This window comes from Mesorhizobium sp. M0189 (assembly GCF_040322135.1).
Lineage (GTDB): Bacteria > Pseudomonadota > Alphaproteobacteria > Rhizobiales > Rhizobiaceae > Mesorhizobium.
The window spans coordinates 55,488-72,373 of record NZ_JAMYSW010000012.1 but is presented as its reverse complement, the minus strand read 5'-3'; the positions used below and the strand labels follow the sequence as shown (position 1 = coordinate 72,373).

General features: G+C 63.7%; 18 protein-coding genes. 9 read left to right on the top strand and 9 right to left on the bottom strand.

The annotated features are described in order from the left end of the window. Positions 1 to 15: 15 nt before the first annotated feature. Positions 16 to 318, bottom strand: coding sequence for an ArsR/SmtB family transcription factor (locus NKJ09_RS21085; RefSeq protein ID WP_352483516.1), 303 nt, complete (start codon positions 316 to 318; stop codon positions 16 to 18). A gap of 62 nt (positions 319 to 380) precedes the next feature. Here NKJ09_RS21085 and NKJ09_RS21080 point away from each other — a divergent pair, with 62 nt between their 5' ends. Next, positions 381 to 1,322 carry a threonine/serine dehydratase gene (locus tag NKJ09_RS21080; RefSeq protein ID WP_352495616.1) on the top strand — a complete coding sequence of 314 codons (942 nt, stop codon included), beginning with the start codon at positions 381 to 383 and terminating at the stop codon, positions 1,320 to 1,322. Positions 1,323 to 1,534: 212 nt separating this feature from the next. After that, the gene (locus NKJ09_RS21075; protein ID WP_352495617.1) at positions 1,535 to 4,147 is read left to right on the top strand and encodes a TIGR02302 family protein; all 2,613 of its coding nucleotides are present in this window, start codon (positions 1,535 to 1,537) and stop codon (positions 4,145 to 4,147) included. Positions 4,148 to 4,225: 78 nt separating this feature from the next. Here the strand turns inward: NKJ09_RS21075 and NKJ09_RS21070 are convergent, their stop codons facing one another. Further along, positions 4,226 to 5,083, bottom strand: a complete 858-nt coding sequence (locus tag NKJ09_RS21070) for a LysR substrate-binding domain-containing protein (RefSeq protein WP_023721091.1) — start codon at positions 5,081 to 5,083, stop codon at positions 4,226 to 4,228. A gap of 222 nt (positions 5,084 to 5,305) precedes the next feature. Between NKJ09_RS21070 and NKJ09_RS21065 the strand changes: the two genes are divergently transcribed. After that, complete coding sequence (locus NKJ09_RS21065) at positions 5,306 to 6,256, top strand: DMT family transporter (RefSeq protein WP_352483513.1); 951 nt, start codon at positions 5,306 to 5,308, stop codon at positions 6,254 to 6,256. A gap of 18 nt (positions 6,257 to 6,274) precedes the next feature. Here the strand turns inward: NKJ09_RS21065 and NKJ09_RS21060 are convergent, their stop codons facing one another. The 3 genes from NKJ09_RS21060 to NKJ09_RS21050 all read right to left on the bottom strand — a co-directional run bounded on the left by NKJ09_RS21060 (position 6,275) and on the right by NKJ09_RS21050 (position 8,000). Beyond that, on the bottom strand, positions 6,275 to 6,646 hold the full coding sequence (locus NKJ09_RS21060; RefSeq protein ID WP_023721093.1) for a response regulator: 372 nt from the start codon (positions 6,644 to 6,646) through the stop codon (positions 6,275 to 6,277). A 299-nt stretch (positions 6,647 to 6,945) separates the two neighbouring features. Further along, positions 6,946 to 7,488 (bottom strand): hypoxanthine phosphoribosyltransferase, encoded by a 543-nt coding sequence (hpt, locus tag NKJ09_RS21055; protein WP_023721145.1) that lies wholly within the window; start codon positions 7,486 to 7,488, stop codon positions 6,946 to 6,948. A 179-nt stretch (positions 7,489 to 7,667) separates the two neighbouring features. Then, on the bottom strand, positions 7,668 to 8,000 hold the full coding sequence (locus NKJ09_RS21050; RefSeq protein WP_352515877.1) for a hypothetical protein: 333 nt from the start codon (positions 7,998 to 8,000) through the stop codon (positions 7,668 to 7,670). A 193-nt stretch (positions 8,001 to 8,193) separates the two neighbouring features. On the opposite strand from NKJ09_RS21050, the gene ftsE reads away from it, so the two are divergent. From ftsE to NKJ09_RS21035, 3 genes are all read left to right on the top strand, one after another. After that, entirely contained in the window at positions 8,194 to 8,853 is a 660-nt protein-coding gene (gene ftsE / locus NKJ09_RS21045; RefSeq protein ID WP_023677923.1) for a cell division ATP-binding protein FtsE, read from the top strand. Continuing rightward, positions 8,846 to 9,829 (top strand): cell division protein FtsX, encoded by a 984-nt coding sequence (locus NKJ09_RS21040; RefSeq protein ID WP_352495619.1) that lies wholly within the window; start codon positions 8,846 to 8,848, stop codon positions 9,827 to 9,829. The genes ftsE and NKJ09_RS21040 overlap by 8 nt, the downstream gene beginning before the upstream one ends. A gap of 88 nt (positions 9,830 to 9,917) precedes the next feature. Continuing rightward, on the top strand, positions 9,918 to 10,682 hold the full coding sequence (locus NKJ09_RS21035; protein ID WP_352495620.1) for a YdcF family protein: 765 nt from the start codon (positions 9,918 to 9,920) through the stop codon (positions 10,680 to 10,682). Positions 10,683 to 10,698: 16 nt separating this feature from the next. Here the strand turns inward: NKJ09_RS21035 and NKJ09_RS21030 are convergent, their stop codons facing one another. Continuing rightward, on the bottom strand, positions 10,699 to 11,319 hold the full coding sequence (locus NKJ09_RS21030; RefSeq protein ID WP_352515876.1) for a pyridoxamine 5'-phosphate oxidase family protein: 621 nt from the start codon (positions 11,317 to 11,319) through the stop codon (positions 10,699 to 10,701). Positions 11,320 to 11,452: 133 nt separating this feature from the next. Between NKJ09_RS21030 and NKJ09_RS21025 the strand changes: the two genes are divergently transcribed. Together NKJ09_RS21025 and NKJ09_RS21020 are read left to right on the top strand one after the other, a co-directional pair. Then, positions 11,453 to 12,361 carry a LysR family transcriptional regulator gene (locus NKJ09_RS21025; RefSeq protein WP_352495621.1) on the top strand — a complete coding sequence of 303 codons (909 nt, stop codon included), beginning with the start codon at positions 11,453 to 11,455 and terminating at the stop codon, positions 12,359 to 12,361. Positions 12,362 to 12,469: 108 nt separating this feature from the next. Beyond that, positions 12,470 to 13,270 (top strand): lysophospholipid acyltransferase family protein, encoded by an 801-nt coding sequence (locus NKJ09_RS21020; protein ID WP_023721099.1) that lies wholly within the window; start codon positions 12,470 to 12,472, stop codon positions 13,268 to 13,270. Between the two features lie 27 nt (positions 13,271 to 13,297). On the opposite strand, the gene NKJ09_RS21015 is transcribed toward NKJ09_RS21020, so the two are convergent. Both NKJ09_RS21015 and NKJ09_RS21010 read right to left on the bottom strand, forming a co-directional pair. Then, a complete protein-coding gene (locus tag NKJ09_RS21015; protein ID WP_352495622.1) occupies positions 13,298 to 13,918 on the bottom strand; it encodes a LysE family translocator in 621 nt (206 codons plus the stop codon). 76 nt (positions 13,919 to 13,994) lie between these two features. Further along, complete coding sequence (locus tag NKJ09_RS21010; protein ID WP_352495623.1) at positions 13,995 to 14,942, bottom strand: aldo/keto reductase; 948 nt, start codon at positions 14,940 to 14,942, stop codon at positions 13,995 to 13,997. Positions 14,943 to 15,261: 319 nt separating this feature from the next. Between NKJ09_RS21010 and NKJ09_RS21005 the strand changes: the two genes are divergently transcribed. Beyond that, positions 15,262 to 16,242 (top strand): quinone oxidoreductase family protein, encoded by a 981-nt coding sequence (locus tag NKJ09_RS21005; protein WP_352495624.1) that lies wholly within the window; start codon positions 15,262 to 15,264, stop codon positions 16,240 to 16,242. Positions 16,243 to 16,287: 45 nt separating this feature from the next. Here NKJ09_RS21005 and NKJ09_RS21000 read toward each other — a convergent pair whose 3' ends face one another. After that, positions 16,288 to 16,821, bottom strand: a complete 534-nt coding sequence (locus tag NKJ09_RS21000; RefSeq protein WP_352483506.1) for a gamma-glutamylcyclotransferase — start codon at positions 16,819 to 16,821, stop codon at positions 16,288 to 16,290. Positions 16,822 to 16,886: the final 65 nt, after the last annotated feature.

Here is a 16,886-nt window from a genome sequence, read left to right as displayed (position 1 = left end):
AGATACCTTGCAGCGCTACAGCCGGTGCTGGATGAGCGCCCTGGCCTCGGCGATCCTGTCCTCGTTCCGGCGATAGAATATCCACTGCTTGATACGCTTGCTGCGCAAAAGCCCTGCCTGGGTGAGCACGCGCATATGCTCGCTGAGCGTCGCCTGCGTGATCCCCAGCTTTTCCGCGATCAGCAGCGCGCAGACCCCGTCCTCGACCAGATCACCGTCCGCCTGCGGCGGAAAATGCGCGCGCGGGTCCTTGAGCCAATCGAGGATCTGCAGTCTGCGCTCGCTGGCAATCGCTTTGAAGACGTCGACCTCTTGCATTTAGGCACTTTGCCAAGTTACTAAGTAATGTCAACTCTGAATGTCAACTCTGGGAGTGAAGCATGCTGCATGGCCACACGATCACCCGCGAGCGCATTGCGGCGATGGAACCCCGCATCCGGCCCTTCGTGCGCCACACGCCGGTGCTGCGCGTCGACATGGCCGATTTCGGCCGCCCGCCTCTGCCTGTCGACCTGAAGCTCGAATGCCTGCAGCATTCCGGCTCGTTCAAGGCGCGTGGCGCGTTCACCAATCTCCTCGAACGGCCGGTTCCCGCAGTTGGCGTCGTCGCCGCATCGGGCGGCAACCACGGCGCCGCGGTCGCCTATGCCGCCATGCGGCTCGGCCATAAGGCGACCATCTTTGTTCCCGAAGTGAGCCCGCCGGCCAAGCTGGACCGCATCCGCGGCTACGGCGCCGAGCTGATCGTCGGCGGCGCCCGTTATGCCGAGGCGCTGGCCGCCAGCGAGAGCTTCGCCGAAAAATCCGGCGCGCTGCAGATCCACGCCTTCAACCAGGAGGAGACGCTGGTCGGGCAAGGCACGCTGGGCCTCGAGATCGAGGCCGACCTGCCGAAGCTCGACACGCTGCTGGTCGCTGTCGGCGGCGGCGGCTTGATCGGCGGCATCGCCGCCTGGTTTTCCGGCCGCATCAGGATCATTGCCGTTGAGCCGGAGGGTGCGCCGACGCTACACCGCGCTTTCGAGGCTGGCCGGCCTGTCGATGCCCCGACCGAGGGCATCGCCGCCGATTCGCTCGCGCCGAAGCGTGTCGGCGAAATGATGTTTCCTATCGCCGAGGCGTTCGTCGAGCGCTCGATCCTCGTCGGCGACGACGACATTATCGCCGCCCAGGCGGCGCTGTGGGACCGGGTGCGAATCATCTCCGAGCCGGGCGGTGCGGCGGCCTTCGCGGCGCTCCTGTCCGGCCGCTACAGGCCGGCTGTGGGCGAGCGCGTTGCCGTTCTGGTCTGCGGCGCAAACGCCAATCCAGCGAAATTTTGACAATATCCGGGGCATTATTGTTCACGTTTTGGGGAACCGCCTCGCCTTCGCCGTGTTTGTTGGTATCCTTAGGGCGACGTGCAGCCGCCTGAATGCACGACGTATGCGCTAAGATTTTGGGTCTTCGCATCGTGCTTCCCGAAAATCGACTTTTCGGGCCCATGCGATAGACTCGTGAGGTCCGGGCTATCCCGCCCGGCCAGGAAGGGCCGATGACGCAACGACCCGTCTTTACCAGCGATCGCAGCCTGGCCGGGCGCCTTGCCTTGAGCCGGCTGGCGACGCAGGTCTCGATAATCGTCGAGCGCGGCTGGCCGTTGCTGCTGCCGCTGATCATCGTCGCCAGCCTGTTTCTCAGTATCTCGTGGCTCGGTCTGTTCCCGCTTTTGCCCGATTTAGCGCGATTCGGTCTCATCACGGCATTCGGCGTCGCAGCGCTTGCCGCACTCTATCCATTGCGTTTCTTCCGCACGCCATCCAGTGCCGAGGTCGACCGCCGCATCGAGGCGGCCAACCGGTTGCTGCACAGCCCGGTGCAGGTCCAGACCGATCGCCCGAGCGGCAAGGAAAGCATTTTTTCGCGAGCCCTGTGGCGCGAGCATCAGCGGCGCATGGCGGACCGGCTGGGCGAGCTTGGCGGCGACGTGCCGCGCACGCGCGTCCCCGAGCATGACCCGTGGGCGTTGCGCGCCGTTGCGGCGCTTTTGTTGGTCACCGCCTTTGCCTTCTCCTTCGGGCCGTCGGGCGGCAAGCTGAGTGACGGGTTTGTTGCCCGTGCCGCGCGCGACGTCGTGCCGCCGCGCATTGATGCCTGGGTGACGCCACCGGCCTATACCGGCAGGCCACCAGTATTCCTCAACGCCCCTGTCCTTGCCAACAATGCCAATCAAGCGGCGCCGACCTTCACCGTTCCGGAGGGCAGCGACGTGTCGCTGCGCGTCACGGGCGGTTCGGGCGAGGAAACGCTGAGCTACGCCGACGCCGGCGGCAACACCCGCGCCATCGATCCGACCGGGCCGCAAGCCAAGCCAGAGGCAAATACTGCAACGCCTTCCACCGTGCGCCAGTTCAGCGGCAAGTTGACGGCCGACGGCATGCTGACGCTGCAATCCGGCGACGGCGAGCTCGGCCGCTGGGCCTTCGCCATAATCCCCGACAAGCCGCCGCAGATCCGCTTTGTCGGTGAGCCGAAACGCGCCGTCAACGGCGCCTTCGAGCTCAACTACCAGATCGACGACGACTATGGCGCGGCCTCCGCCAAGGCGGTTTTCGCATTGGCCGATCCGCAGGTGCCCAACGCGCATCCGCTCTATGGCCCGCCGGATATGCCGCTGACGTTGCCGCGCCGCGGCGGCAAGGCCAATGCCGCCAAAACGACGAAGGATCTGACCGACCATGTCTGGGCCGGTGGCAACGTCAAGCTGTCGCTTGTCGCCACCGACGGCGCCGGACACACGGCGACCAGCGAAACCAAGACGCTGGTGATGCCGGAGCGGCCATTCTCCAACCCCTTGGCGCGGGCCGTGGTCGAGCAGCGCCGCATGCTGGCGCTCGACGCCTATGCCAAGGACCGCGTCCTCGACCTGATGGATGCGATCACGCTCAGGCCCGAAGACACGTTCGACAATATGGCGCACTACCTCGCCATCATGAGCGCCCGCACCCGGCTGAAGATGGCCGACAGCGACGACCAGTTGCGCGACGAGGTCGCTTACCTCTGGGAGATCGCGCTCGGCATCGAGGAAGGCAATCTGTCGGCGGCCGAGAAGCGGCTGCGCCAGGCGCAGCAGGCGCTGCAGGATGCGATCAAGAACGGCGCCAGCGACCAAGAGATCGAGAAGGCGATGAAGGAACTGCGCGAGGCGATGAACCAGTTCCTGCAGGAATTCGCGGCGCGGGCGCAGCAGAATCCGAATGCGCCACAGATGCAGCAAAACGGCCAGGAACTGCGCCAGAGCGACATCGACCGCATGATGGACCAAATCGAGAACCTGGCGAAATCCGGCAATCGCGACCAGGCGCAGCAATTGCTGTCGGAGCTGCAGGACATGATGAACAATCTGCAGGCAGGCCGCCAGCAGCAAGGCGGCCAGCAGGATAGCGAGATGCGCCAGCAGATGGACAAGCTGGGCGAGATCATGCGGCGCCAGCAGGAGATGATGAACGACACATTCCGTATGGACCAGATGCAGCGCGGCCAGCAACAGCGCGGGCAGAACCGCGACGAGCAACTCGGCGAGAACGGTGAGCAAGGCCCGATGGGCGAAGGGGGCAAGCCCAGCCCGGGCGACGACCGCGATCCGCTCGGCCGGCCGAAGCCGATGACGCCGCAGGAATTTGCCGATGCGCTGAAGCAATTGCAGGAAGGCCAGGGCAAGCTGCAGAGCGAGCTCGATCAATTGAGGAAGGGCCTCGAAGGCATGGGCCTCGACCCCAATGAGGGGTTTGGCGAAGCCGGCAAATCCATGGGCAATGCCGAACAGGCGCTCGGCGAGGGCGAGGGCGACCAAGCCGTCGGCCACCAGGGCCGCGCATTGGAAGCCTTGCGCAGGGGCGCCAAGGATATGATGAAGCAATTGCAAGCGATGCAAGGCGACCAGGGCGGCAACGGGCAGGGCGGACGCCAGCAGAATGCCGACCGTGACCCGCTCGGGCGGCCCCGCACCAGCGAGGGTCCCGATGACGGAAGTTCGGTGAGAGTGCCTGACGAGATCGACGTGCAGCGCGCCCGCCAGATCCTCGAGGCAATCCGCAAGCGGCTCGGCAACGCGCTCAGCCCCGATATCGAGCGCAGCTATCTGGAGCGGTTGCTGGAGCTGAAGTAAGGCTGCACTCTACATTTTTGGAAGATCGCCGTGCGCGGTCCTCCGTGGTGGCAGCTATCGCCGGACCGAGCGACGTGTTTAACGGTTGGTGAACGCCTCGCGGATCGCCTCTTCCATGCCGTCGATCGCCTCGCCGGAAGCGTTCGGATTGCGCCGCAGCACTACGTTCGAGGAATCGATGTCGCCGAAGCCGTCGGCGGCCGTAAGTTCGCGGCAGCCGGCCGGAATGTTGCTGCGCGAGATCGGCGCAATCGCCAGCCCGGAGGTGACGGCGAGCCGCAGGCCGCCATTGGTATCGCTGGTGTAGGCGACACGATAGGCGAGACCGCGCTGTTCCAGCGACTTTATCGCGAAATCCTTGCACCAGCCGGCGCGGTTGTAGAGCGCGATCGGCACCGGCCGGTCCTCATGCATGTGATGCAGCTCCGACGTCACCCATACGGTCGGATCATGCATCAGCACCTCACCGCCCGAGAGATCCTGCCATTCGAACACCACCGCCAGATCGAGCTCGCCGGCGGCGAGCGCCGCGATCTGCGCACCGGAATGCGCGTAGCGGACGGTGATGTCGACCTGAGGATGGCGCTTGGCAAAGGCACCGAGCGCGCGCGACAGGATCGCGTGGCCATATTCCTCCGGGATACCGATGCGCACCGGCCCGCCAAGCGGCGCCGCGACCATCGATGCCGCCGTCTCGTCGAGCAGCGAAACGATGCGCCTGGCGTTGGCGATGAGCTCGCCGCCGCGCCGCGTCAGCGCCACACCACGCGAGCCGCGCTCGAACAGGCTGTCGCCGACCATGCTTTCGAGCTTCTTCATCTGCATCGAGACCGCCGACTGGGTGCGGCCGGCCCGCTCCGCCGCCTTGGTGAAATTGCCGGTGTCGGCGACCGCGACGAAGGTGCGCAAGAGGTCGCTGTCGAGATTGGGTCGCATGTGCCCGCCATAAGAAAATCTGATTGCTGGCATCATTCCAATTCGTTTGCAACATGTCAAACGGCGGACGATAGTCGCCTCACCCATTGGATATGCGGCCGCGAAATCGGCCGCGGACCAATCAAAAGTCCTCACTCGTACCCGCTGCCCGAAACGGTGGCGGGTTCTTTTTACCCGGATGCAGGCCTGCTTCCGGCCGGCGCGCAGGAGACCGGAGCGCCCATGCAGAATCGGCTTGTGCTCGGCATCCTCAGCCTCTGTCTCGGCGTGTTGGTCTTTTCACTGCAGGACCCGCTGGTCAAGGCGGTGTCGAGCCGCTATCCCGTCACCGAGGTGATGGCGATCCGCTCGATCGTCGCCCTGCCGATCCTGGTTTTCCTCGTCCACGCCGACGTCGGATTGCAGGCGATCCAGTCGAAGCGGTTCGGCATGTTGACGATGCGCGCCTTCATCCAGTTCACCTCCTACACGGCCTACTATCTGGCAATCGCCGCCCTGCCGCTGGCCGACGCGGTGGCGCTCTATTTCATGGCGCCACTGTTCATCATGGCGCTGGCCGGCCCGTATCTCGGCGAACGCGTGTCCTGGCAGGCGCTCGCCACCGTCCTGGTCGGCATGCTCGGCGTGCTGGTGATGGCGCGCCCGGGTGCCGGCGTGTTCGACTGGGCGGCGCTGCTGTCGCTAGGCTCGGCTCTGCTCTACGGTTTTTCGCAACTGATGGCACGCAAGATCGGCGACACCGAATCCTCGACCGTTATGGCGTTTTACCAGAACGGCGCCTATCTGGCCGGTGCTGCCCTGGTGGCGGGGCTGTTTTGGCTGGCAGACATCGATCATGCCGTGCATCCGAGCCTCGAATTCCTAGTCCGGCCATGGGTCTGGCCGACGACGTCGGATCTGCTGAAGATGGGGGCATGCGGCTTCGTTGCCTCGGCCGGCATGATCCTGTTGTCGCAGGCCTACCGGTTGGCGCCCGCCAACAGCGTCGCCACCTTCGAATACACCGGTATCATCTGGTCGCCGCTATGGGGTTTTCTGTTCTTTGCCGAAGTGCCGCGACCGGCGACGGCGGCCGGCGCAGCCCTCATCATCGGCGCCGGCCTGTTTGCGCTCAATGCCAGCCGGCGCCGGAGCGGCGCGCCAGCCATCGCTGCGACCTGCGACCCTGCGTGAAGGGGTCGGCCTTGGGCTTTAGGCGAAACAGGCGAGCGCCTGTTCGACGCGGGCGCGAATTTCAGCCAGCGTGAACGGCTTTTGCACGACATCGAGAATAACGCCGTCCAATTCCTCGGCGCGCTCGCGCTGATCGGCAAAGCCGGTCATCAGCATGATCTTCATCGCCGGGAACAGCGCCGCTGCCGCCTTGGCCATCTCGATGCCGTCCATCTCCGGCATGCGGATGTCGGACAGCACAAGGTCGTAGCCCCCTTGCGCCGCCCGGATCAGAGAAAGACCGTGCGCGCCGTCGGCGGCAATAGTGACATTATGCCCGGCGCGTTCGAGCGCACGGGCGGCGAGGGTGCGGACGGATTCATCGTCCTCAACGATCAAGAGCTTTGCCATGGGCAGGATATTTGGCGAGGAAAAGTTGATGTTTCCTGAAGGCGCTGAGTGTCGATGAGGCCTTTTCAGAATTCGCTCCGGCGAGTCAGATGGCGTGGTTTTCGAGAACCGGAGGGGAGCGGACGTTCGAGTCCGGGAGCTTCGCGCTTGATCCCGAACTCGGTTTCGATTTCGGAAAGCATCATGCGCAAAATCAAAAGTGCTACAGCGTCCTTTGCGCGTCCAAAGGACGCGCTGCGCTGCAGGAAGCGCAGAACACTGCGTCAGGTGTCCGCCGGAGTAGAATTATCAAAAAGGCCTCAAGCGTCGCCCTTGACCATGCCGACGAACGGCAATTCGCGAAACGCGTGGGCGACGTCCATGCCATAACCGACGACGAAATAATCGGGGCAGTCGAAGCCGACATAGTCGGCGTTGAGCGTGGTCTGGCGGCGCATGCGCTTGTCGAGCAGCACGGCGATGGCACAGCTCCTCGCGCCGCGCGACAGCATGAGGTCGCGGGTGAAGCTCAGCGTCTTGCCGGATTCGAGAATGTCGTCGATGAGAAGCACATCGCGGCCGGCGACCTCGTTGTCGATGTCGCGCAGCACCCTCACCTCACCGCTGGTTGTCCCGGCGCCATAGCTCGAGATGAAGATGAACTCGACCTCCGGCGACAGGCCGACATCGTGCATGGCACGGATAAGATCGGCGGCGAAGATGAATGATCCCTTCAGCACCGAGATTACCAGAAGGTCGTGGTAGTCGTGCCCGGCGATCTCCTTGGCAAGTTCCAGATTCCGCCGCGCGATGGCGGACGCCGAAAACAGGACTTCGATGTCCTTGCCGCGCACAACTGGCATTGGCCGCCTTTCCAGAAATGATCGCCTTGTAGGCGAAGCTGACCGAAAACGGTCTTCAACCCGTTTCTAGGCATGTCGAGCCGTCTGGCAAGGCCAAATCTTTGGCAGGGCGCCCGCGAACCGTCCCCTGCGCGTCGCAAATCGTTTATCTGGTGACCTGTTGATTTTCTGGCGCCGTTCTAACGAACCAGCGCATGGCCGCCCGAAATCCAGAAGGCGGCCAAGGCGGCACCGACGCCGGCGATCCAGAAGATCGGCCCACCGTGCACCCATAACGGCCGTTCGACGGCGGTTTCCGGCTTGCGCAACATGTCCATGCCTTCGATCGAAGGGGCGGAAATCGTGCGCGCAGGCGGCGGCGCAAAGTCTGGACGCGTAAAATGGCGGGGCAGCACCTCATAATCGGCATCGATGACGTCGGCGGTCACGCCGCGCATGATGCGTTCCGGCTCGGCGGCCGCATCGGTCATGATTTCGCCGGAAACCGGGCGCGCGGTTCGATCCTCAGCCATCGTGGCCCAACACTACGGCACCTGTTCGCTGTTCGTTTCTTTGGGTAAACGGAAATGGTTAACGCTTCCCCACCGGAACCCCTGTGACTCGTTTGAAAAGCCCCCAAATTAACCGTCGGTTAACCATGCCGGCCGATGGTCTTTCCACAGAAAGGGCTGGCATCTTGCCGCCGAGAATTTCAGGTCGTCGAAAGTGATCCGCTTCGAAAATGTCGGCCTCCGCTATGGCATGGGTCCGGAGATCCTCCGCGACATCTCCTTGCACATTCCGGAGCGCTCCTTTCAGTTCCTGAGCGGACCTTCAGGCGCCGGCAAGACGACGTTGCTGCGGCTTTTGTTCATGTCGCTGAAGCCGACGCGCGGCCTGATCACCATCTTCGGCAAGGACCGCTCGCGCATCTCGCGCACCGAATTGCCGCATCTGAGGCGCCGCATCGGGGTGGTGTTCCAGGATTTTCGCCTGCTCGACCATATGACCACCTACGAGAACGTGGCATTGCCGCTGCGCGTGCGCGGCCGCGAGGAGGCGACCTACCGCACCGACGTCACCGAGCTGCTGAAATGGGTCGGCCTCGGCGAACGCATGCATGTGCTGCCGCCGGTGCTGTCTGGCGGCGAGAAGCAGCGCGCCGCGATCGCCCGTGCGTTGATCGAGCAGCCCGAGATCCTGCTCGCCGATGAGCCGACCGGCAATGTCGATCCACCGCTGGCACGACGCTTGCTGCGGCTGTTCATCGAGCTCAACCGGCTGGGCACTGCCGTGGTGATCGCCACGCACGACCTCGGCCTGATGGAACAGGTCGACGCACGGCGCATGATCCTGGCCGGCGGAAGGCTGGACATCTATGACTGAGCTCTCCGTCGAACACTTCGAGGGTCACGACGCCGCGGCGGCCAAGCCCCGCGTCCAGCGCAAGATGGCGCCGATCGTGCCGGCGCAGAACATCGCCGGCCGGGCGCTGGTGCTGGTCATCGCCATCATGACCTTTCTGTCCTGCCTGACGTTTGGCGCAGTCACGCTGGTGCGTGACACCGCCTCGGTCTGGGAGAACCAGATCTCGCGCGAGGCGACCATCCAGATCAAGCCGGTCGACGGCCTCGACATGGAGGCCGCACTTGCGCTGGCCTCGCAGATCGCCGGCGAATTCCCCGGCGTGAAAAGCGCCAGGATCGTCGACCGCGAAGCGACGGCCCGGCTGCTCGAGCCTTGGTTGGGCTCGGGCCTGAACATCGATGAGCTGCCGGTGCCGCGTCTGATCATCATCACCATCGACGAGAACAGTCCGCCCGATTTCGCCGCACTGCGCGCGGCGATCACGCCGAAGCTGCCGAGCGCCTCGCTCGACGATCATCGCACCTGGGTCGACCGGCTGGTTGCCATGGCCCGCACCACGGTAACGATCGGTATCGCAGTGCTGGCGCTGATGCTGTCGGCGACGGTGCTGACCGTGGTGTTCGCGACACGCGGCGCCATGGCCGGCAACGGCCACATCATCGAGGTGCTGCATTTCGTCGGCGCCGAGGCGCGCTTCATCGCGCGCGAATTCCGCCGGCATTTTCTGGTCACCGGCATGAAGGGCGCCGCGGCAGGCGGCGCCGCGGCAATACTCGTCTTCATCGTCTTCTCCTGGTGGTCGTCACGCAATATGGCGACGCCGCAGGCCGACCAGGCGACCGCCCTGTTCGGCAATTTCGCCATCGGCTCCGCAGGCTATCTCGGGGTCGCTGTCATGGTGCTGGTGATCGGCGCGCTGACCGCGGCAACCTCCCATTTCACCGTGGTTACCTATCTCAGCGACATCGACATTCGCCAGCCGGACGCCGGCTAAAGGAAAGATCGATCACGGATGAAAACGCATCGTCACGAAAATTGCATTTTTTTCCTACCAAAGGCCGTATTTCGGGATTAACCATTTCATGATGGACGTTCGGGACTCGACCGATACCGCTGGGTGCATGCCAGTGCTGGTTGCGCGTCCGCATGAATTCGCCGGGCCTGATGAATTTGCCAAGCCGGATCAATTCGCCACACACGGGCGGCTGCTGGCAGCCCGCTCCTTGCGACTTTCGGCCCTCGTTCTGCTCGCCCTTGTGGCGCTGTTTGTCGCCGGCTTCGGCTGGTTCGCCAACACCGTCAGCCGTCTGACGACGCCCGCCAATCCGGCAAGGGCCGACGCTATCATCGTGCTGACCGGCGGTCAGTCGCGCCTCGACGCCGCGATGGGCCTGCTTGCGTCCGGCAAGGGCGAGCGGCTTCTGATCAGCGGCGTCCATCCTTCCGCCAGCCGCCGCCAGCTTCAAGCCGCGACCGGCGGCGACAAGAGGCTGTTTTCCTGCTGCGTAGACATCGACCGCGCCGCGCTCGACACGATCGGCAATGCCGAGGAAAGCGCCAAATGGGTCGAGGACCATGCCTACGGCACGGTCATCCTCGTCACCAACAATTATCACATGCCGCGCAGCCTGCTGGAAATGGGCCGGCTGCTACGCGGCGCCAGGCTTGAACCCTATCCGGTGGTCAACACCAACCTCGGGAATGGCGGCTGGCTGACCAAGCCGGAAGCGCTGCGCGTGCTGTTCACCGAATACAGCAAATACCTGCTGGCGCTGGCGCGTGGCATCATGCCGGTGAAGCAACCGCCCAACAGCGTCACGCTGGCCGACGCCGCGGGCGGAAACTGAACGGCACCGGCAGTTTTTATTCCCTGGCTGTTGCACCCGAGCGCAAGCGCGCGATCTCCTGCTCAAGCCGTTCTATACGCCTGTCGCGTTCGGCCAGAGCCGCCGCCACATCGGCCGCTTCGAAACGCTGCGGGATGTGCTGTGAGCAATTGGAATCCCAGGCAGAAACGGTAAACAGGATGACCTGTTCGGGTCGCGCTTTGTAGTCTTGCGGCATCAGCTTTGCCATCAGTTCGGCATCGCCCTCGACGACCTGCGCTGTGCCCCAGATCTTGATGCGCTGCCGGTGGGCATAATCGATGAGGAACAGGAAAGCCTGTGGGTTGTCGCTGAGATTGCCTTGGGTGATGAACTGCCTGTTGCCGGAAAAATCGGCAAAGCCGATCGTCCGTTCGTCGAGCACCTTGAGGAAACCGGCAGGCCCGCCGCGATGCTGGATGTAAGGCTGCCCGTCAGCATTGGCGGTCGACAGGAAGACGCTGGTCTGCGCCTCGATGAAGGCGGCGAGATCGGGCGTGATTGCCGCCTGCCAGCCACCACGCTCCTCAACACGGGCATAGGCCTGGCGCGAGCCCTTGCGGGCTTGGATCGCCTTCACCGTCGGTGTGAAGGCAACATCGCTGGTGTGAGCGTTCATGAAGACCCTCCTCAACTTCCGAGCTGCGCTGCATTACTCACCAAAAGTAGATACTTCCATCTTCGAGAAGCAGATGCCATATCTGCGATGCGTCCTTCCATTCTTCGGAAGGGTCAATTTTTTCGGGAAAGTTATGGATCGCCTCCACTCCATGTCGCTTTTCGTTGCCGCGGTGGAGACAGGCAGCCTTTCGGCTGCCGGGCGTCGCTTCGGCATTCCGCTGACGACGGTCAGCCGCAAGGTTTCGGACCTGGAAAGGCACCTGAAGACACGGCTGTTCAACCGCTCGGCGCGGCAGCTGTCGCTGACCGATGCCGGCCACGCCTATCTCGCCGCCTGTCGTCGCATTCTCGACGAGGTCGGCGAGGCCGGGCGAATAGCCGCCGGCGAGTACAGCGCCCCGACCGGCGAACTGATCGTCACCGCGCCGATCGTCTTCGGCCGCCTGCATGTGCTGCCGGTCGTCACCGCCTTTCTCGCCGCCTACCCCGACGTGAGTGTGCGGCTGACACTCGCCGACCGGATAACCCAGTTGGTCGAAGAGCACATCGATCTCGCCATCCGCATCGGCGCCCTTGCCGATTCGAGCCTGGTCGCCGTCCGCCTGGGTTCGATCCGCCGCGTCGTTTGCGCGAGCCCGGCCTATCTCGCCGAGCACGGCACGCCGAAAACGCCGCAAGAGCTTGCAGCACACAGTGCGATCACCTTCGAAGGGCTCAACGCCTCCGCCTGGAGTTTCGCCACCGGCAAGGCCGAATTCACCGTACCGGTCCGCTCCAGGTTACGGGTCAACACCGCTGAGGCGGCAATCGATGCGGCGATTGCTGGCGTCGGCGTGACGAGGCTGCTTTCCTACCAGATCGCCGCCGCGGTTCGGTCGGGTACGCTGCGCCCCGTGCTGCAGGAGTTCGAGCCCGAGCCATGGCCGGTGAGCCTCGTCCACGCCGGCCAAGGGCTGCTGCCGGTGAAGCTGCGCGCGTTCCTCGACTTCGCCGCCCCACGCCTGAAGCAGCGCCTGCTGCAGGCGGCGTGGCAGGCGTGACGAAGGACGGCCTACCGCAAAACCGGGCCGATCGCCCGCCTCGCACCGTTTCCTTTTTGCCGGCGCTTGGTGTAACCAACGCACACCTCCTCACCGGGCACTTGCTGTATGCTCTATTTCCGCTCGCTGGCGTTCAATCTCGCCTTTTACCTCAATCTGATCGTCCAGATGATCCTCTGGACCCCGTATTATTTCCTGTCGCCGCGCCACCGCGCCTGGTTCGTGCCGAAATTCTGGTCGCGCACCAGCATGTGGCTCTACGACAAGATCGCCGGCACCAGAAGCGAGATCACCGGCCAGGAGAACCTGCCTGAAGGCTCCTTCATCCTGGCGCCGAAGCACCAGTCCTTCTGGGACACGATCGCTTTCCTGCCGTTCCTCGACGATCCCGTTTACATATTGAAGCGGGAGCTGACCTGGATCCCGTTCTTCGGCTGGTACATCTTGAAGATGCGGATGATTCCGGTCGACCGCGGCAGCCGCTCGAAGGCATTGAAGATGGTGATCGCCGCGACCAAACAGGAATTGGCGCGCAATCCCCGCCAGCTCATCATCTATCCCGAGGGCACGCGCCGGGCGCCGGGCGACGAGCCGGTCTACAAATACGGCATCGTCGAACTCTACGCGCAACTTGGCATTCCGGTGGTGCCGGTCGCTCACGTCGCCGGCCTCTATTGGCCGCGCCGCAAATTCCTGCGCTATCCCGGCACGATCAAGGCGCGCTTCCTGTCGCCGATCCCGCCCGGCCTCGGCAAGGACGAATTCATGCAACGGCTGATCGGCGAGACGGAGGCCGCCTGCGACCAGCTCCTCGTCGAGGCGTCGCAAACGCCGAACCCGCCGCCGATGCCGCCGACTGCGGTGAAAAGGCTTGGTGAGCTGGACGCGAAACCTGAATTGAAAGGCTGAGGCAACGGCCTCAGATGCCACAAGGGCTCACGGCAGGGCAGCCAGGGCGGCTGTTGCAACCAGCGTCACGGCAAACACCAGATTGATGATCCGCGAAGCCAGCGGTTTGCGCAGCAAACGTGCAAAGGCTGCGCCGGCGAGAAGCCACAAGAGATGAATGGCAACGATCATCAAGGTGAGAACCCCCAGCTTGGCTGAAATACCGAGACCGCCGGCGCCGGAAGACGCGCCGGCGAACACGGCGGCAATCGCCACATAGGCTTTCGGGTTGGCAACAGCCAGAAGAAACCCGCCAAGGAAAGTGGGAAGCGCCGCTCCACGGACGCGTGCCGTCAGTGGCGGCGCCGTCGCTATCTTGAACGCCAGGTAAAGGATGTAGGCTGCCGAGGCGACCGCCAGCAGCGCCGCGAGCGTCGGCAACGCGGCGAGAACGGCCATGATGCCCGTCGCCACCACCACGAGCACGAGGATCGTGCCAACAACGATCCCCGAGGCATAGCGGAGCGAATCCCGCAGGCCGAACGCGGCGCCGACCGCGGTGACGCTTATCGTCGCCGGCCCCGGGCTGCCCATGACGATGGCCGATGCCAGCACAAGCGCCAGCAATTGCTGCCATAGCTGCTGATCGAGAAGAACCTGTCCGGCCATGCGGCGTCCCTGCATCCTGTGACGATGTAGGACGGTAGGCAAGGCAGCGGTGCGGGTCTTGAACGATCGTGCGCGGCTATGCGCTGGCCTTGTCGAGCTCGGCGATATCGTCCGGACTGAGCTGCAACGACGCCGCACGCACCAGGCTGTCGAGCTGGCCGAGCGTCGTCGCGCTGGCGATCGGAGCGGTGACGCCGGGGCGCGCCATGACCCAGGCCAGCGCCGCTTCCGCCGGCTTGGCCGAATGTCTGGCCGACACGGCGTCGAGCGCTGAGAGAATGCGCATGCCACGCGCGTTGAGATACCCTTTCACACCGCCGCCGCGCGGGCTTTTGCCGAGATCGGCTTCGCTGCGGTACTTGCCGCTCAAAAACCCTTTGGCGAGGCTGAAATAGGTGATGACGCCGATGTCCTCGGCCACGCACAGATCACGCAGCGGACCATCGAAGAACGAGCGGTCGTAGAGGTTGTATTCCGGCTGCAGCACCTCGTAGCGCGGCAGGCCGCGCAGGCTTGCTGCGTCGAATGCGGCGCGCAATTGGGCGGCGTCGAGGTTGGAAGCGCCGGCATAGCGGATTTTGCCCTTGTCGAGCAGTTTCTGGTAAGCACCGAGCGTTTCCTCATACGGGGTCGCAGGGTCGGGCCAGTGCGACAGATAGAGATCGACGGTATCGACCTGCAGCCGCTTCAGCGAGGCATCAATGGCCTTTTCGATATAGGCGGCGGACAGATCCCTTTTGCCCTGCCCCATGTCCGAACCGACCTTGGTGATGACGACAACCCTGTCGCGGTTGCCGCGGCTCTTCATCCATTTGCCGATGATGGTTTCGGATTCGCCGCCCTGGTGGCCGGCAATCCAGCGCGAATAGGAATCGGCCGTGTCGATGGCGTTGAGACCGGCGTCGACAAAGCGGTCGAGCAAGTCGAACGAGGTTTTCTCATCGGCGGTCCAGCCGAACACATTGCCGCCCAGAACCAATGGCGCGATGGATAGGTCGGTGCGACCGAGACGACGTTTCTGCAAGGCTGATCTCCATGGTGATTCATGCTGAGGCGGGTGGGAGCCGCCGACCGGGCTAACCTATGTCGCGCCATGGCAACGTCAAACGCATAGCCTCTTTTCCAACCCGCTGGCGCTTCACAAAACCGCGACCCGCCGCGCCGTGTCCGGCTTCCAAACCAGCCCCTCTGAGGAAATTGGCAAGTTTAGCACATAGATTGTCAAATCTGCCAATTCTGGCCTTTGCCGGCCGGCCATAAGTTCCGCGGCGCCGACGCAAATTTCGGCACGGTCTGGCCAAGCCCAGACTGTTTGCCCCGGATCGTTTGTTATGGAGACCGGCATGAAAGCAATTGTATTTGACGCCATCGGCTCGCCGCGCGACGTGCTCTACGTTGACGACCTGCCGATGCCGCGGATCGGCGATGGCGAGGTGCTGGTCAGGATGGTCTCGGCCTCGATCAATCCGGGCGACTTCCTGTTTATCCAGAACCTCTATCCCGAACCGAAGAAGCCGCATTTTCCCCAGCAGATCGCGGGAAACCATGGCGCCGGCATCGTCGAAGCCGTTGGCGCGAACGTTTTGCTGGAACCGGGCACGCTCGTCGCGTTCAGCTATTATGGCAGTTGGGCCGAGTACGCGGCCATTCCCGCCGAATGGCTGATCCCGTTGCCTGCCGGCTATCCGGTCGAACGCGCCGGGCAGATGGTGAACCCCATTACCGCGTGGGATCTGATGGTGGATTCCCGTGTGCGGCCTGGCCAGTGGCTGGCTGTCACGGCCGGCTATTCGTCGATTTCGACAATGGTGATGCAGTTCGCCCAACGACGCGGCATCAACGTCATCGCTCTGGTGCGGCGCTCGCACCAAAGCTTCGATCTGAAGACGCTTGGCGTCGCCGCCATTCTTGACCTTTCGGACTTGAAGGCAGGTATCCGGGAAGCTGTGATGGATATCACCGGTGGCGCCGGATTGAACGGGATTATCGACAATGTCGGCGGACCTGTCAGCGGCGAATTGATCCGCACCCTGGCGCTCGGCGGGCAGATGGTGATCAATGGCGGCATGAGTGCCGAGCGCTTCGAACTTCACAATTTCGATGTGTTGCTGAGCGGCGTCGAGATCAGGGCGAATATCTATCGCTACTTCTTTTCGCCGCCGGTCGAAGCCGAACGACCTGTGCTACGCGAGATCATCGACATCTTCGGCCAGCCCGGCTTCCACGTTCCTGTCGGCGGTCTCCGCCCGTTGACCGAGTTCAAGCTCGCCGTGGCAAACAGCCTGGATCGCGCCGATCTTGGCAAACAGATTTTCAGGATGTAGCCCGGACCACGACGCCGCAAGCATCATGGTCAACGACCAAAGAAGCTACGTCGCGACCCGTCTTGTCACCTCTTCCAGCCAGCGATCGCTTATACCCAGTGCTTCGAGGTGCTCCAGCGTGCTGAGCACGTAATCCTCATTCCTCCCCGACTGGCCGACGGCGCCGCGAACGACGGCTGCTGCCTCGGCGGCGTCGAGCGCACCGGCATATTGCTCATGGCTGCGGTCCACGACATAGGCGATGGCTTCGACCGTCTCGCCCCCATCCGTTTCACGCTTGTCGAGGCGAACGCTGAGCACACGCTCGAGATAGACGTTGGTGACCAGCTCGCGTTCGCGCAGATAGGTGATGACCTCGTTGCGCAGCTCGCCTGGAACCCGGAACGCCAGCCCGATGCAGGAGCCGCCGCGGTCGAGGCCGAGCACCAGGCCCGGCCGTTCGCGCGAGCCGCGATGCACGAAAGAATAGACGCAGAGCGAACGGCGATAGCCATGCAGGCGGGCACGCCGCGTCTCGACATGTGCGAATCCCGGCCGCCAGATCAGTGAGCCGTAGCCAAAAACCCAAAAATCGCCCATATCGCCAAGCCTGATTGTGACGAACCACCCCACCGGTGGTGTTTCAGTCCGTCTACCTGTTGTTG

Bases quoted from the DNA above. Each gene is read 5' to 3' on its own strand.
- NKJ09_RS21000 (WP_352483506.1), bottom strand. From the start codon at position 16,821: ATGGGCGATTTTTGGGTTTTTGGCTACGGCTCACTGATCTGGCGGCCG.
- NKJ09_RS21030 (WP_352515876.1), bottom strand. From the start codon at position 11,319: ATGAACGCTCACACCAGCGATGTTGCCTTCACACCGACGGTGAAGGCG.
- NKJ09_RS21070 (WP_023721091.1), bottom strand. From the start codon at position 5,083: ATGCGACCCAATCTCGACAGCGACCTCTTGCGCACCTTCGTCGCGGTC.
- NKJ09_RS21040 (WP_352495619.1), top strand. From the start codon at position 8,846: ATGACTGAGCTCTCCGTCGAACACTTCGAGGGTCACGACGCCGCGGCG.
- hpt (WP_023721145.1), bottom strand. From the start codon at position 7,488: ATGCCAGTTGTGCGCGGCAAGGACATCGAAGTCCTGTTTTCGGCGTCC.
- NKJ09_RS21020 (WP_023721099.1), top strand. From the start codon at position 12,470: ATGCTCTATTTCCGCTCGCTGGCGTTCAATCTCGCCTTTTACCTCAAT.
- NKJ09_RS21035 (WP_352495620.1), top strand. From the start codon at position 9,918: ATGATGGACGTTCGGGACTCGACCGATACCGCTGGGTGCATGCCAGTG.
- NKJ09_RS21015 (WP_352495622.1), bottom strand. From the start codon at position 13,918: ATGGCCGGACAGGTTCTTCTCGATCAGCAGCTATGGCAGCAATTGCTG.
- NKJ09_RS21025 (WP_352495621.1), top strand. From the start codon at position 11,453: ATGGATCGCCTCCACTCCATGTCGCTTTTCGTTGCCGCGGTGGAGACA.
- NKJ09_RS21005 (WP_352495624.1), top strand. From the start codon at position 15,262: ATGAAAGCAATTGTATTTGACGCCATCGGCTCGCCGCGCGACGTGCTC.
- NKJ09_RS21060 (WP_023721093.1), bottom strand. From the start codon at position 6,646: ATGGCAAAGCTCTTGATCGTTGAGGACGATGAATCCGTCCGCACCCTC.
- NKJ09_RS21050 (WP_352515877.1), bottom strand. From the start codon at position 8,000: ATGGCTGAGGATCGAACCGCGCGCCCGGTTTCCGGCGAAATCATGACC.
- NKJ09_RS21075 (WP_352495617.1), top strand. From the start codon at position 1,535: ATGACGCAACGACCCGTCTTTACCAGCGATCGCAGCCTGGCCGGGCGC.
- NKJ09_RS21085 (WP_352483516.1), bottom strand. From the start codon at position 318: ATGCAAGAGGTCGACGTCTTCAAAGCGATTGCCAGCGAGCGCAGACTG.
- NKJ09_RS21065 (WP_352483513.1), top strand. From the start codon at position 5,306: ATGCAGAATCGGCTTGTGCTCGGCATCCTCAGCCTCTGTCTCGGCGTG.
- NKJ09_RS21080 (WP_352495616.1), top strand. From the start codon at position 381: ATGCTGCATGGCCACACGATCACCCGCGAGCGCATTGCGGCGATGGAA.